Annotated in this window: 15 protein-coding genes; 2 read left to right on the forward strand and 13 right to left on the reverse strand. The window is 36.7% G+C overall.

Annotated features, from left to right (window positions below):
- The coding region (locus WBM60_RS17835; RefSeq protein WP_424283438.1) for a DNA polymerase III subunit gamma/tau at window positions 1-1483 on the forward strand (1483 nt) is incomplete at its 5' end.
- On the opposite strand, the gene WBM60_RS17840 is transcribed toward WBM60_RS17835, so the two are convergent.
- From WBM60_RS17840 to WBM60_RS17870, 7 genes are read right to left on the reverse strand one after another with little or no spacing between them, the layout of a single operon-like run.
- Window positions 1472-1831: a transmembrane 220 family protein gene (locus tag WBM60_RS17840; RefSeq protein ID WP_424276411.1), complete on the reverse strand. Its 360-nt coding sequence runs from the start codon at window positions 1829-1831 to the stop codon at window positions 1472-1474. The genes WBM60_RS17835 and WBM60_RS17840 overlap by 12 nt on opposite strands.
- Window positions 1832-1842: 11 nt before the next feature.
- A complete protein-coding gene (locus WBM60_RS17845) occupies window positions 1843-3216 on the reverse strand; it encodes an alkaline phosphatase family protein (RefSeq protein WP_424283439.1) in 1374 nt (457 codons plus the stop codon).
- A 5-nt stretch (window positions 3217-3221) separates the two neighbouring features.
- Window positions 3222-4415, reverse strand: a complete 1194-nt coding sequence (gene eboE / locus WBM60_RS17850; RefSeq protein ID WP_424278571.1) for a metabolite traffic protein EboE — start codon at window positions 4413-4415, stop codon at window positions 3222-3224.
- Between the two features lie 3 nt (window positions 4416-4418).
- Window positions 4419-5585 (reverse strand): 3-dehydroquinate synthase, encoded by a 1167-nt coding sequence (locus WBM60_RS17855; RefSeq protein ID WP_424262032.1) that lies wholly within the window; start codon window positions 5583-5585, stop codon window positions 4419-4421.
- A 9-nt stretch (window positions 5586-5594) separates the two neighbouring features.
- Window positions 5595-6497, reverse strand: coding sequence for a UbiA-like protein EboC (gene eboC / locus WBM60_RS17860; RefSeq protein ID WP_424262030.1), 903 nt, complete (start codon window positions 6495-6497; stop codon window positions 5595-5597).
- A gap of 1 nt (window position 6498) precedes the next feature.
- Window positions 6499-7407, reverse strand: coding sequence for a TatD family hydrolase (locus tag WBM60_RS17865; RefSeq protein WP_424262028.1), 909 nt, complete (start codon window positions 7405-7407; stop codon window positions 6499-6501).
- Window positions 7404-8267 carry an EboA domain-containing protein gene (locus WBM60_RS17870; RefSeq protein ID WP_424262026.1) on the reverse strand — a complete coding sequence of 288 codons (864 nt, stop codon included), beginning with the start codon at window positions 8265-8267 and terminating at the stop codon, window positions 7404-7406. The genes WBM60_RS17865 and WBM60_RS17870 overlap by 4 nt, the downstream gene beginning before the upstream one ends.
- 165 nt (window positions 8268-8432) lie before the next feature.
- Here WBM60_RS17870 and WBM60_RS17875 point away from each other — a divergent pair, with 165 nt between their 5' ends.
- Window positions 8433-9014, forward strand: a complete 582-nt coding sequence (locus tag WBM60_RS17875; protein ID WP_424262024.1) for a tRNA-(ms[2]io[6]A)-hydroxylase — start codon at window positions 8433-8435, stop codon at window positions 9012-9014.
- Here the strand turns inward: WBM60_RS17875 and WBM60_RS17880 are convergent.
- The 6 genes from WBM60_RS17880 to WBM60_RS17905 form a co-directional block, all read right to left on the reverse strand.
- The gene (locus tag WBM60_RS17880; RefSeq protein ID WP_424262022.1) at window positions 9001-9891 is read right to left on the reverse strand and encodes a Ppx/GppA phosphatase family protein; all 891 of its coding nucleotides are present in this window, start codon (window positions 9889-9891) and stop codon (window positions 9001-9003) included. The two genes, WBM60_RS17875 and WBM60_RS17880, sit on opposite strands and share 14 nt — an antisense overlap.
- Window positions 9888-11987 (reverse strand): polyphosphate kinase 1, encoded by a 2100-nt coding sequence (gene ppk1 / locus WBM60_RS17885; protein WP_424283440.1) that lies wholly within the window; start codon window positions 11985-11987, stop codon window positions 9888-9890. The genes WBM60_RS17880 and ppk1 overlap by 4 nt, the downstream gene beginning before the upstream one ends.
- Window positions 11987-12472: a SixA phosphatase family protein gene (locus WBM60_RS17890; RefSeq protein ID WP_424260713.1), complete on the reverse strand. Its 486-nt coding sequence runs from the start codon at window positions 12470-12472 to the stop codon at window positions 11987-11989. Before WBM60_RS17890 ends, ppk1 begins: the two co-directional genes overlap by 1 nt.
- 13 nt (window positions 12473-12485) lie before the next feature.
- Window positions 12486-13133 carry a pyridoxamine 5'-phosphate oxidase gene (gene pdxH / locus WBM60_RS17895; RefSeq protein ID WP_424260711.1) on the reverse strand — a complete coding sequence of 216 codons (648 nt, stop codon included), beginning with the start codon at window positions 13131-13133 and terminating at the stop codon, window positions 12486-12488.
- Window positions 13134-13286: 153 nt separating this feature from the next.
- On the reverse strand, window positions 13287-14192 hold the full coding sequence (locus WBM60_RS17900; protein ID WP_424260709.1) for a ribonuclease Z: 906 nt from the start codon (window positions 14190-14192) through the stop codon (window positions 13287-13289).
- The gene (locus WBM60_RS17905; RefSeq protein ID WP_424283441.1) at window positions 14189-14359 is read right to left on the reverse strand and encodes a DUF3291 domain-containing protein; all 171 of its coding nucleotides are present in this window, start codon (window positions 14357-14359) and stop codon (window positions 14189-14191) included. The genes WBM60_RS17900 and WBM60_RS17905 overlap by 4 nt, the downstream gene beginning before the upstream one ends.
- Window positions 14360-14362: the final 3 nt, after the last annotated feature.

The raw sequence follows: 14362 nt of genomic DNA on the forward strand, positions 1-14362 counted from the left end.
ATATATCATTGATGAGGTACATATGTTGTCTCAATCCGCGTTTAATGCATTTTTAAAAACACTAGAAGAACCTCCTAAACATGCTATTTTCATTTTAGCTACTACAGAAAAACACAAGATTATACCCACCATATTATCGCGTTGCCAGATCTTTGACTTTAAACGTATAACCGTTAAGGATGCCGCCGAGTATCTCAAATATATTGCCGAGCAACAAGGTATTGAAGCAGAGGATGATGCACTTCACATTATAGCCCAGAAGGCAGATGGCGCTATGAGAGATGCTTTGTCTATTTTTGACCGGGTAGTTAGTTTCTCCGGAAAAAATCTTACCAGAGCAGCTGTAACTGAGAATTTAAATGTTCTGGATTACGATACCTATTTTGCCACTACAGATTTAATTCTGGAGCACAATATCCCTCAATTATTAGTTTTGTACAATCAAACGCTCGCTAAAGGCTTTGAGGGACATCATTTTATTAGCGGTCTGGCTTCACATTTCAGAGACCTTTTGGTTTGCAGGCATGAAGACACCATCGCCCTTTTGGAAGTTGGAGAAAAGGCTAAAAAAAAGTATCTGGAGCAATCTAAAAAAACTTCTGAATCCTTTTTATTAAAAGGGATAACTATAGCAAATGAATGCGACCTTAACTACAAAGCCAGTAAAAACCATAGATTATTGGTTGAGTTAACCTTAATGAAATTAGCCTCCATAGATTTTAATGGTGAAAAAAAAAATCTTGAAAACCTCAGTTCCACCTGGAATGCTGAAATTCAATTAATACCGACTTCCTTTTTTATTGATACTATACCCGCTAACCAGACCCCGGAATCTCTGGAATCGGGGAATATGTTGAAGGAAATCAAAACAGTCATACCTAAAGAGAAGGAAGTCGAAGTCCGGGAACAGGAGGAATCTCCCGAAACGGAAAAAATTGAACCACAGCCACTTACATCCATTATGTCGGAAGAAGTATTGGTGTCAGATCCTAACAAAAACATTAGGATTAAGGAGCGATCCAAAAGAATTTCGGGATTGTCAATATCCAGTTTAAAGGCGAAAAAAGAACATCAGCTTAGAAGGATAGAAGTGGTAATTGATGAAGATGAACTACCTAAAGAAAGTTTTGAAAAAGAAGAATTATTAAAACATTGGGAAAGTTATATTCAAAAATTAGACAAAGCGGGTAAAAAGATTATGGCTTCTAATCTAAGTTCCGACCAACCTAAAATAGTTGATGAATCGCAAATATGGATTGAGCTGCCCAATGGTACTATGAAAAAAGAAATTGAAAGGGAACAATATCAACTTTTGAAATTTCTAAGAAAGCAGCTTAATAATTATAGCATCGAATTAAAAATTACCGTCAATGACGAAATTGCCAAAAAATTTGCCTATACTCCTGAAGAGAAGTATCAAAAACTAAGGGAAATAAACCCTGTGATTGATCTCCTAAGAAAGGAGTTTGATTTAGACCTTTGATTTATTTACCAATCCCAACCTAAGGGCATAAATCAGCATTACTATTGCTACAATAAGCAGTCCTAAAGACTCTCTTCCCCTTTCAATATTCACAATATCTCCATGACCAATAGTTATGCCTTCAAACTTATCCGGCCACAAAACAAAAGTGCCGACAAAATATACTCCACTTAGAATAATTGCCACGGTAAGGTTTAATTTACCCAGATAGAAGAACAAAGAAGCTGCAGCAGCAACTCCATAAATGGCATACCATAACAAAACATCCGGATCATTGTATTGCACATAAGCGGCCCATATGAATAACAATGTAAATATTAAAGAAAGATATTTAAACAGATTTTTCATAATTAAAGATTTTAACCGGTTAACTGTTTAGCTATAAGCTGGTACACCTCTGTAGATTTAAAAAGTTCCTGTTTTAATGATCCTTTATTATTTGTTATAAAAACCGGATAATCTGATTGATCTTCAGGTATTCTGCCATGGGAACCCTTTACCAGATTTGCATTTAGGGGAATTATATTCATTACAGTTCTAAATCCGAGTTTCTTTTTTATGAGTTTCAATATCACTTTGAGCATCACAAATTTATCATCCGGATCGGTGAACATTTCTACCGGGTCATAACCAGGCTTTTTGTGGATATCCACCATATTTGCATAGTCCGGCGCTTTTGAATCATCCATCCAGAAATAATAAGTAAACCATGAATCTTTATCAGCAATCAGCAGCAAATCGCCACACCTGCTGTGATTTAAATGTGCCTCTTCCAGTACATTATGCGATAACACCCTGTCAATACCCTCAATTCCTTTTAATAACTCCTTTACTTTGCTTTCAATTGTTGGATCATTTAGATAGATGTGTGCTATCTGATGATCAGCTACTCCAAAAGCCTTACTGGCACCTGCATCTAAAAGCTCCAGGCCTCTTTCTTCCCTGATACTAATTAGTCCCTCAGATCGAAGAATACGGTTAATGTGAATTGGTTTGCTTACATCGGTAATACCGTATTCCGAGAGTAGAACGATATTTGTATTTTCCTTGTCATAATAACCTACCAGTTTTTTCACAACCTCATCAATTTCATTCAGATCTTTACTTATTTTGGAAAAGTCAATACCATATCTCTGCAAATTATAATCCAAATGAGGCAGATAAACTAAAGTAAGTGTAGGATCATGCAATTGGTCCGTTTTGATGGCAGCATCAGCAATCCACTGACTCGACTTCACTGATGTTTTGGGACCCCAAAAGTTAAATAAAGGGAAAGTCCCTAGCTCTTTTTGCAATCGGTCTCTTAATTCAGGTGGATGTGAATAGACATCTGGGATTTTTCTGCCATCGGCAAGATAGTTAGGACGAGGCGTAACACTGTAATCCACTGTAGAATACATATTATACCACCAGAAAAGATTAGCGCAGGTAAAATTACCGTTCAATTGCTTCATCTCATCCCATAACTTGTCACTTTGAGTCAATTTATTGGATTGTCTCCAGAATTTTACTTCACATTCATCCTTAAAATACCATCCATTTCCAACAATACCATGTTCCGAAGGCCATTTACCGGTAAGATAAGTTGTTTGGGAAGTGCAGGTGACCGCAGGTAAAACCGGTTCAATTGAGGCTGACGCGCCTTTTTCCAGAAATGACTTGATAAAAGGCGTATGTTCACCAATTAGTCTATTGGTAAGACCAACAACATTAAGAACTACCGTTTTATTCATGCCTTTTATAGTTTATCTATTAACCAGTTCATTTCCCTGATTATCGATTCTGAAAGTTCTTTTTTAAGAGAATTTGGAAGTACATCCCAGGTATAGGTCTCAATTTCAAGGTGTTCTGAAATCAAATTATCTCTGAGAATGGCTATCACCTTCAATATATGATCTTGTGTGGAATATAATTCCTCAAAAGATTCTAAAAAAATAGGAACATGAAAATGTGCTCTTAATTCTGAAACATCAGTTTTATTTTTTAGAACAACGGGCAAGTCATTATAAGTCTTAACCCCCTCGCTAGTATTTTCAGTAACCTGGTGCAGGTAGGTAGGCTCATCAAATTGCGCCAATGATTTCCATATTTTATCTTTATCGGATGTATCAAATTTAATTTTCAAAGCTGCGCTTACCTGTATTTTTCCAATCTTAATTCCAGCATTCTTTAATTTTTCGAACGTATAGGCGGGCTCTTCATAGGCAAGTGAAAAATGACATATATCATAGCAAAGTGTACAATAGCGCAAAACCAAATCTTTCGCCTTTTCTTCACTCACATCCAGGGTTTTTATTAGTTCCTTTTTCGCAATTGGCAAAAGAAAATTACGGTAGAAGGTTAAAACATCTTCCGTATTCTCAAGCATGCCATCCGGCTCCGGTTCTATATCAAGATGAAGATACTTGGACGTTCTTTCTTCAAGCTCATGGAGTTTTAATACAAGCTCGGTCAAATGAGTTGCTCCCTTTTCCATGACCGTCCTTTTGCTATCAGTGGTTCTATGCCAGTGTTTGTAACTAATTGGTGATGTAGAAATACCCCCGGAAATGCCTTCGGGCAAAAGATATGCTAACTGTTCAAATAGTCTTATGGTATAATTGACTCTATCTCTTGTTGTCCAATCGGGTTCATGTACTTTAGCCTTTACAACTTCATCATGAAAATTTCCATATGGAAAACCATTCATGGTAAATACATAAAGACCGTTTTTAAGCAACCAACTTTTAAATTGTGGGAGATTATCATTCATAGCAAGCTCTTCACTTGCCTTATTGGATAGTCGCAATCCTATACCAAATGGTTGTCCTTTTGATATTTTATTCTTTATAACCGGCAGGTATTCCACTAAACTCTCAAAAGTGCTTTCCCAATCCTGTCCCGGATGAATATTAGTGCAATAAGTCAGATGGTATTTATCATCGATCAGCATAGTTTATCCCATATTAATTTTACATTTATTATTGAGGGAATTTACTGCATTCTTCATTAATTCTATGTCTATTTTGTGCACATCTACCTTCTGCCCAATACCGTTTATTAATGTAATTGTTAATTCTCCTCCAAGATGTTCACGAAACTCCTGAATCCCTTTTAACAATTCCTGCATTTCTTCATCTCCTGAAACCGGAATAGATAAATCAAAACCAATGTCTACCATGACCTCTAAAATTTCATCCAAAATTTCTGCTGAAATAAAACCAATAAGCTGAGAATATATTAAATCCAGAGCAATCCCCTTAGCCACAGCTTCACCATGTCTCAAAGAATAATTGCTCATCTGTTCTAACTTATGCGCGGACCAATGACCAAAATCTAAGGGTCTGGAAGATCCGCTTTCGAAAGGGTCGCCACCTTTGGCAATATGTTCCATATGCATTTCGGCGCACCTGTAAATAATTTTAAGCATGGCACCCATATCACGTTCTTTCAATTTGATCGCATTTTCTTTAATTGTCTTAAAGAAAAATTCATCTTTAATAAGAGCAACTTTAATAGCCTCAGCTACACCTGCAATCCAATCGCGTTGCTCAAGGCTTGTCAAAAAAACACTATCGTTTATTATTGCATATGGTGGAGCAAAAGTTCCTATAAAGTTCTTTTTGTTATAAGCATTTATGCCATTCTTTACCCCTATTGCAGCATCGTTCTGGGAAAGAACAGTAGTTGGGATACGAATTAGCTTCACACCCCTGTGAGCAACCGACGCAGCATAACCTGCCATATCTATTACGGCACCACCTCCTATAACTATCACAAAGGAGTGCCTGCAAATAGCGTTATTATTGATCGCGCCTATTATTCTATCAACATTGTTGTAATTGTTTTTGGATATCTCTCCACCTTCAATTACCAGACACTCAGTAAATAGTAGTTGAGAGCTATGCAAAAGACAATAATTTCTGATACGCTCAATTAGCTTAGGGTGCTTTTTAAGAACGCCATTATCCGCAACGAAAAGGAGTTTTACCTGTTCATTTGGCTTGTATGACTCAATAACCTCCTGGAACAATTTATTATTGCTTTCAAATAAGCCACTTGTGAAGTGTAAACTATATTTAAAATTTACGGCAAAAGATTGTTCTATAGGCTTTAATTGCATTTCATAATTTTAAGTTACGGCAAATATTTTAGCTAATATGTACGACAGTGGCAACAATAGTAAAACAATCAAGCCAAACTGCCAACTATCAAAGGCTACAGTGAGCGAGGCATCCAAAACAATTATTGAAAGTACACCGCTAACCACTGCTTTTTTAATATTTTCCGGTGAATTTATTCTATATGCCCTAATTAATGAACTATAAATCAGAAATATAAATAAACCAAGGAAAGGAATTAAACCAAGCAACTTTCCCTGTTTATCCGGTAAAATCATCAAAACGCTAACAATTACCACGGCGTATAATAGCCCTGCCCAAATTATGTGCTTTTTGTTTTCCCCATAAACCTCTCCCCTGCTTATTAATGTAATGGCAAAAATATATAAAAGAGGAATTACGGCATACATCCAGTGAGATATTTCACCAAATACAGACATCCCTAAAATAAGGTTCAATGCTCTGCAAAGCCCCATATTTAATGGGCCCAGAAATTGAAATTTTTTGGAAAATGTATCATAAAGTATGATTGCTAAAGCAAGAATTAAAGCTATGACACCACTAAGGTAATTCACAAAAAAGGATAAAATAATTCCTGATATCAATAAGCCGGTTCCAAATAATGAAGCTCCTTTTAGAGATACATCTCCTTTTGGAATAGGTCTTTCTGGTCGTTCTCTCTGGTCAATTTTAAAATCAAAGACATCATTTAGGACAACTCCTCCGGCGTAAAGGAACGTTGAGGAAAATAGAAGAAGTAATAAATTCAGATATGGAGCTCCGTTTAAAAAAGTGTCAGATGCAATTAGCACGGTTAAACCGGATATGCTGGAACCGGCCATTATATCTGCCATGGCAGTGGGTAAGTTTGCAGGCCTGGCAAGCTTTAAGTAACCCAGAAGTACCACGCTCATTCTACTTTATTTGATCTGAGTCTACACGAGGTTCCTGACCTCTTAAAACGCTATTATCATTGAAAAGAATTGATTGATTAATACCCTGCGGATTTAACCAGTCTGATTCTTTCATTTTGCCATTTTTGCTAAAAGCATCCAGCGCATTCTGATAACAGGTTTTTATGACATCCTCACGCTCTATACCACGCTTTAACATTAGAGCTGCCGTTTTTGGCACCGCCAGTGGATCACTAACCCCCCAGTCTGCCGAACTATCTACTATGATATTAGAGCTGCCATATTTACGCACTACTTCTACCATGCGTTCGTTGCCCATTTTAGTTTTGGGATAAATAGTAAAAGCAGCGATAAAACCTCTATCTAAAACTTCTTTTACTGTTTCCTCATTATTGTGATCAATTATGACATTGCCAGGATCCAGTTTATGTTCCATGCACACTTCCATACTCCTGATTGTTCCAGCCTTTTTATCTCTATGAGGGGTATGCACCTGAACAGTCATATTTAGTTCCTTAGCCAGCTCCAATTGTTCCCTAAAATACTTATCCTCAGCCGGAGTTTGATCATCATAACCTATTTCTCCTATAGCTACAACATTCTCCTTGTGAAGATATAAGGGTAAAAGTTCCATAACCTGCTCTGCCAGAGCCTCATTATTGGCTTCTTTGGAATTCAAACCAATGGTACAATAGTGCTTTATTCCAAACTGACTGGCCCTAAATGGTTCCCACCCAACAAGGCTGCTAAAATAATCCTGAAATGAACCAACCTGGGTTCGCGGCTGACCTAACCAAAACGAGGGCTCAATAATTGCAACAATTCCCGCCTCTGCCATAGCTTCATAGTCATCGGTTGTCCTCGAGGTCATATGAATGTGAGGGTCTATTATCATCATTTTTTCCTTCATAGCTTATTTTTTAAATTTTCCCAGGTGACAGCCTTATTCGCAACTTTTTCCTTTAAATGAGGATATTTATTCAATAGTCTGATTGCTTCCGGTTGATTGGAGTAAAAACAACAAAGTGCAGCTGCCAGATTTTCATTAATATCTTTGCTCCTGAACAAGTGATCCATATCCTGCAATAAAACACCTTCCAAAAATCCGGTTACAGGTCGCCAGAACAATGGATCTATATCCCTTGAAGCCGCCCATCGCTCATGGGCATAATCAGAAATAATTCTCGCTAAATCTTTATTGGCCCGCTTTTCAACATCAACAATCTCTCCCAAATTGCGCTCCATAAAAGCCGCTTTCAAATACATTTGATTCCATTGCTGATCATTAAAATATATAGAAGGATAAGGATTGTTTAATGCTATAGCGTCAAAAATTATCCCAATATTAGTTCGCAATGCTTCAACGCCTACCTGATTATAGTCCCCGGTATTTGGCAAAAGTATTAAAAACTTCAAAAAGGTTTCCAGCTCACCGGTATCAGCAACCTGAATAAGATTTGCCACCTTAATTGAAAAATATGCTAAATCTGATTCAAGTACTTTACTAAGAAGATAAATCCTGGCAATTTGGAGCAGGTCCGCATTCTGTGCGATCAGATATTCTTGCAATTCCTGATTAATCCCCTGGATTCTTGGTTTTTTTGCAGTATCTATTTTTCCGGCTAATAGACTATAAGATAAATATAATTCCTTTGCAGATTTGGACTTAATAATTAAATCTAACTTATTCTCTATCCAGGTATGTGTTTCTTCAGATACACTATCACCCAGAATTTTAGATAACTGTTTACGAGTATCCAAATGCTGCATATATTCCAATTACAAAATAAACAAGGAGTTAAACAAAAGAAAAATCTTTAGCAGCACAAATATATTAAGATAACAGCAATCCTCTTCTATTAATAAGAGAATATAGTTTTATTAAACTCCATAGGTGTTTCACGGGTTCTTTTTAATTTAGCAAAAATTTGAATTATGTTAGGACTAAAATTACCGACCGATCCTCGCTGGGTAAACATAGTGGAAAAAAATATTGACGAAATTCTGACAGATCATGCCTATTGCGAACAAAAGGCGGCCAGCACGGCTATCTCTTTGATTATTACGTTCCCTGAATATCCTGAATTGATACAGGAAATGATCGCATTATCAAGAGAGGAAATGGGACATTTTAAAATGGTACACGATAAGATCCTCGCCCGGGGTAAAACTTTGGGAAGATATCGCAAGGATGAATATGCCATCCAACTTTTGAAATTTTTTCCTAAAGGAGGAAACCGGACCACTCAGTTGGTGCATCGTCTGTTATACGCTGCATTAATCGAAGCGCGCAGTTGTGAGCGGTTTAGGTTGCTATCTGAAGAACTGAAGGACAAGGAACTGGCGGATTTTTATCAAAAACTCATGGTCAGTGAGGCTGGGCACTATACCATGTTTTTAAAATTTGCGAGGAAATACGGAAATAAAGAAGAGGTAGATAAAAAATGGCAGGAACTTCTGGAGTATGAAGCGGAGATTATGAAAGATTTAGGTAGAAAAGAAACTATACATGGTTAGCATAATATAAAGTCTTTATAATCCCATCAGACAGACCAATTTTGGGTACATGAATTTTTCTTGCCCCACTCCATTTAGCAGAAGACAAAAATATCCGTGTAGCGGGAATAATTACATCTGCCCTATCCGGATTTAGACCTAACTCGGAAATACGGTCTTCATAGGACATACTTTTCAAAAAGTTATATTGAGCATTCAGCCAAATATTGGAAAGGGGTTCCCCTTCCCTTCGCCCCGACAATTTATGCAATTTATTGATGTTGCCTCCTGAACCAATTATTGAGATTTTAGATGTCCCTTTTGTAATTTTTCTAATCCATGTCTCAATATCGTTCCATATATCGTCATTTACCATATTATTAAGCAGGCGCACTGTTCCTATCTTGAAAGACCTTGATACTTTAATACTCCCTTCGGTAAATAAAGTGAATTCTGTACTACCCCCGCCAACATCTATATAGAGATAGGACTGATCCGTTTGAATAAGTTTTTTTAGATCCGTAGATGCAATTATTGAGGCCTCTTCTTTACCATTAATTAATTCAATGGCAATACCTGATTCCTTTAAGATCCTGGCAATAACTTTATTTCCATTACGTGCCTCTCGCATTGCCGAAGTTGCACATGCCTTATACTTTTCCACACCAATAACCTCCATTAAAAGGCTAAAAGATTTCATGGTTTTTACAATTCTTTCAGTATTGAATTCAGATATTGCGCCTTTGGTGAAAGAGTCTTCTCCAAGACGGACAGGGACCCTAATAAGTACATTTTTCCTGAATTTTGTTTCTTTATCCTTTTCCTCAATAACATTGTGGACCAATAACCTAATAGCATTGGAACCAACGTCTATTGCGGCAAATTTTCGGATATTCAAACTCCTTTATTTTTAGAATTTATTTTGTTAAGGTAGTAATCATAAATAGCAAATTGAGAGCGTAATTTAGGTTGTTCGTTCTTCTTATAAACATTGTTCTGTTCCCCATTAAAAATACGTGCTTTAACATTGTCACTCCAGGAGATTTCAAAGGTATTTATTAATTCTTGTTTAATGTCTTCGTCATAAATTGGACAACCAACCTCTACCCTATTATCTAAATTACGTGTCATCCAATCTGCCGATGAGATATAGATTTTAGGGTTGCCTTCATTACCAAAGATAAATACACGCGGATGCTCTAAAAATTTATCAACAATACTTATGGCTTCAATATTCTCACTCATACCTTCAACCCCCGGAATAAGACAGCAAACACCTCGTATAATTAGCTGTATTTTAACCCCAGCCCTGCTAGCTTCATATAATTTATCTACCATTTCATAGGAGGTAAAACTGTTCATCTTTATTTTTATATAGGCATCTCTGCCGAGTTTTGCAGACTCTATTTCATTGTCAATAAATTTCTTAAACAAACTTTTAGTATAATGAGGGGAAACAACCAGATGTTTGTATTTATATATTTTGTAGGTGGTTTCAAAAAAATCGAAAACAATTTTGACTTCCTTTAAGATAGCTGCGTTTGCTGTAAAAAGAGTATAATCTGTATATATTTTGGCAGTTGACTCATTAAAATTTCCGGTACTGATAAATCCATATCGCTTAATTAAATCATCCTCTTCCCTTTCAATTACGCAAATTTTACTATGAACTTTTAAACCCGGGACTCCAAAGATCAGTTTTACACCTTCAGCCTGTAATTCTTCTGCATATTTTATATTGGCCTGCTCATCAAAACGAGCCCTTAATTCTATCTGCATGGTAACTTTCTTACCATTTTTTACAGCATTTATTAAGGATGCCGCCACTTGTGAATTCTTGGCGAGCCGATATACAGTAATCTTTATGCTTTTTACTTTTGGATCCAGTGCTGCTTCCCTAAGAAATTTTATAATGTATGAAAAGGTATGGTATGGTGCATACATCAGGTAATCCTTTTCGGCAATACGTTCCAATAGGCTTCCTTCCAGACTTAAGCCTTTAACCGGCAGTGGTGTGATCTTATCATACATAAGATCTTGTCTTCCTAAACTTGGGAAGTCCATATAATCCCTTCTATTGTGATAACGCCCTCCGGGAATCACACTATCTGTATCCTCAATACCCATTTTCCCTTTCAGAAATTCTAAGGTATCCTTGGCTATGCCCTTATCATATACAAAACGAACCGGATCACTAATTTTTCTTCCTTGAACGCTTGATGATATTTTTTCTATAAATGTTTTGCTTAGGTCATTATCGATGTCCAATTCGGCATCTCTGGTAATTTTAATCATATGCGCCGAAATAGCTTCATATTCAAACATGGGAAATATCCGGGCCAGACAAAATCGAATCAGGTCATCCAGTATAATGATGTAATCTTTATCTCCTACCCTAGGAAGCACAACAAAGCGGTCTATGCCTTTTGGAATTTCTATAAGTGCATATCTTTTCTCAACTATCTCTTTATCATTTTGGTCTATATCCTTTGCCTTATGAACCATTTTTACAGCCAGATAGGCTTCGGTATCCTTTAAAAGAGGAAATTGATTAAGATCATTAAGAACAATAGTCATTAACTGTGGACTTACTTTCTCCAGAAAGTAGTTTTTAACAAACTTAGCCTGACTTTCAGACACCTCCGTTTCGTTAATAAAATAAATGCCTTCTGATTCTAATTCTTTTTCAATATCCCCATGAATTTCCAGGCTTTTACTTTGCTGATTGATTACAATCTTCGTGATTTCGGCAAGCAGGTCCTTAGCTTTTTCACCTCCCAAGGCACTTTTACCTTTCTTACCTGCCAGGACAATTCTTTTAATAGTGGCGTATCTTACTTTAAAAAATTCATCCAAATTATTTGAAAAAATACCTAAAAACCGAAGTCGTTCTATTAATGGAACATTTTTATCTGCACTTTCCTGTAATACACGATCATTAAACATCAACCAGCTTATCTCCCTGTTGATGTATTGATTTTTAGTTTTAATCATTATTTAAGCTGTTTTGGAATAAGGATATGTTCGGTAATACCATTTTTAATCACTTGCCAACTAGAGACATCAAAACTAATTTGCACCAAAGCCGAAGTAGGTACATTTTCGATAGCCTTATTCCCCCACTGGTTTACAATATTGGTGAGTGCATAGTTATGGCCAAAAATCACAACTTTATTGAGGTTATCATCCAATTGTTTTACAAAAGACATTACCGCCTCCCCGGAAAAATCATATAGTTGATCAGAAATATTTAATTTTTCCAAAGGATAATCAAAAGTCCTTAAGAAAATCATGCAAGTATGAAGAGCCCTGTTTGCGGGGCTGGAATATGCCGAATCTATGTTCTTTGATAGCCTTTTGAATTCAGCACTAACCAATTGGGCGTCATTAATTCCCCTTTCTTGCAAGGGTCTGTCCTGGTCGCTTACCCCGTATTGCCAGGATGATTTCCCGTGTCTGACAAGAATAACTGTTTTCATTATTAAATTAGTTTTATGGAGCCAGTCGCTCTATTTTCCAATCAAAATCTGCTTGAAGTGAGTACCGGATTCTATCGTGTAATCTATTATCTCTGCCCTGCCAAAATTCTATGGAAACAGGCCTGACAAGATAACCACCCCAATAATCCGGACGTTCAATTTCTTTGCCTTTATATTTTTCTTCCAATTTCTTCAATTCAATTTCCAGGACTTCTCTAGACTCGATTACACTACTTTGGTCCGATACAATTGCTCCTAATTTACTGCCTTCCGGTCTAGACTCAAAATAACCATCGGAAAGATTTTGGGCCAATTTCTCAGCCGTTCCTTTTATAATAACCTGGCGTTCCAGATTGGGCCAAAAAAATGACAAACAAACTCTTGGATTCGCCTCGATTGCTTTTCCCTTTTCGCTTTGGTAATTCGAATAAAAAATAAAACCCTCAAATGTATATTTTTTCAGGAGGACCATTCTGCTCTTTGGAAATCCATCCAGTCCCAATGTCGAAACTGACATCGCGTTCGTTTCATCCAAGCCGTCAGCAGCTTCAACTTCGTAATACCATTGCTGAAAAAGCTCCATTGGATTGTCTGAGATAGTTTGCTCAGTTAAGGCGCTCTTATTATATGATCTTCGATGATTCCCTAAATCTCTATGCATTTTTAAAAGACGAACATTAGTTCTACAAAGTTGGGGAAAAGATGTATAAAATTGAAGTGTTATTGAATTTTTATAATAAAGCGGGCAAGTATTAAATAATAGTCTGCTAATATAAACAAAAACAGGATCTATATTTTCTGAAAGCAGTTATTATCAAATTTCAAAAGTCTTGCCATCATCAGCCAAATCAACATTCTCAAAAACTGCAATAGCCTCCTCTCTGAAAGGTAATATAGATTTATACCGTGTAGAAAAATGTCCTAGTAGTAATCTAAATACATTGGCTTCCTTGGCAATTGTTGCCGCCTGCCTGGCTGTAGAATGCTTGGTTTTTTTCGCTAAATGCGCTTCGGTTTCTAAAAAAGTGGCTTCATGATACAGCAGGTCCACATCTTTTATAAGGGGTACCATCTCTTTATTAAACCCGGTATCACTGCAATAGGCATATTGTTTTATCTCAGGGGGATCCAGGCTGAGTTCTGAATTTGCTATAACGGAACCATCATCAAGTTTTATGTCATTACCCTGTTTTATACTCCGAAAATATGCTTTGTCAATTTTATATTTTGCTGTTGCCGCCACATTCAATTTGCGCTCGCCCGGCAGTTCGCTAAATAAAAAACCATTAGTATATATTCTATGATCCAAAGGAATTGTTTTCACCCTTACATTGGCATCTTGAAAAATAATTTCAGATTTTTTGGAAGATAGTTCGTGAAAAATAAGCTTATAATTGGTCCAGGAATTGCCAAGCCTAAGAAGTAAGGTAATGACCTTTTGAATTCCTTCCGGACCATATATGTGCAGGTCCTTTTCTCTACCTAATAGTCTAAACGTGGAAATAAGTCCGGGCAAACCAAAAAAATGATCTCCATGCAAATGTGAAATAAAAATATGCTCAATCCTTGAGAATTTAATTTTATTCTTTCGCAACTGTACCTGTGTTCCTTCCCCGCAGTCTATTAGAAAAAGACGGTTCCTTATTTCCAATACCTGAGACGTTGGGTTAGTCAATGCTCTAGGAGTAGCTGCGTAGCAACCCAGGATATGCAGCTTCATTTTTGTTTCCAGGTTTCCAATTTATATATGCTGGCCTGTTTTGGCGTAAAATTGCTCTTTAAGGTAAAGGCGTAGGGACTTTCCCCATATTTATTAAGATATTCAAGCCGTTCTTTCGCCTCCTGGGGAGTAGGATATTTACCATTTGGCACATACCAGCAGGCCATATG

The organism is Eudoraea sp. (genome assembly GCF_049669105.1).
GTDB lineage: Bacteria > Bacteroidota > Bacteroidia > Flavobacteriales > Flavobacteriaceae > Eudoraea.

Bases quoted from the DNA above. Each gene is read 5' to 3' on its own strand.
- WBM60_RS17840 (WP_424276411.1), bottom strand. From the start codon at position 1,831: ATGAAAAATCTGTTTAAATATCTTTCTTTAATATTTACATTGTTATTC.
- WBM60_RS17845 (WP_424283439.1), bottom strand. From the start codon at position 3,216: ATGAATAAAACGGTAGTTCTTAATGTTGTTGGTCTTACCAATAGACTA.
- eboE (WP_424278571.1), bottom strand. From the start codon at position 4,415: ATGCTGATCGATGATAAATACCATCTGACTTATTGCACTAATATTCAT.
- WBM60_RS17855 (WP_424262032.1), bottom strand. From the start codon at position 5,585: ATGCAATTAAAGCCTATAGAACAATCTTTTGCCGTAAATTTTAAATAT.
- eboC (WP_424262030.1), bottom strand. From the start codon at position 6,497: ATGAGCGTGGTACTTCTGGGTTACTTAAAGCTTGCCAGGCCTGCAAAC.
- WBM60_RS17865 (WP_424262028.1), bottom strand. From the start codon at position 7,407: ATGAAGGAAAAAATGATGATAATAGACCCTCACATTCATATGACCTCG.
- WBM60_RS17870 (WP_424262026.1), bottom strand. From the start codon at position 8,267: ATGCAGCATTTGGATACTCGTAAACAGTTATCTAAAATTCTGGGTGAT.
- WBM60_RS17875 (WP_424262024.1), top strand. From the start codon at position 8,433: ATGTTAGGACTAAAATTACCGACCGATCCTCGCTGGGTAAACATAGTG.
- ppk1 (WP_424283440.1), bottom strand. From the start codon at position 11,987: ATGATTAAAACTAAAAATCAATACATCAACAGGGAGATAAGCTGGTTG.
- WBM60_RS17890 (WP_424260713.1), bottom strand. From the start codon at position 12,472: ATGAAAACAGTTATTCTTGTCAGACACGGGAAATCATCCTGGCAATAC.
- pdxH (WP_424260711.1), bottom strand. From the start codon at position 13,133: ATGCATAGAGATTTAGGGAATCATCGAAGATCATATAATAAGAGCGCC.
- WBM60_RS17900 (WP_424260709.1), bottom strand. From the start codon at position 14,192: ATGAAGCTGCATATCCTGGGTTGCTACGCAGCTACTCCTAGAGCATTG.
- WBM60_RS17905 (WP_424283441.1), bottom strand. From the start codon at position 14,359: ATGGCCTGCTGGTATGTGCCAAATGGTAAATATCCTACTCCCCAGGAG.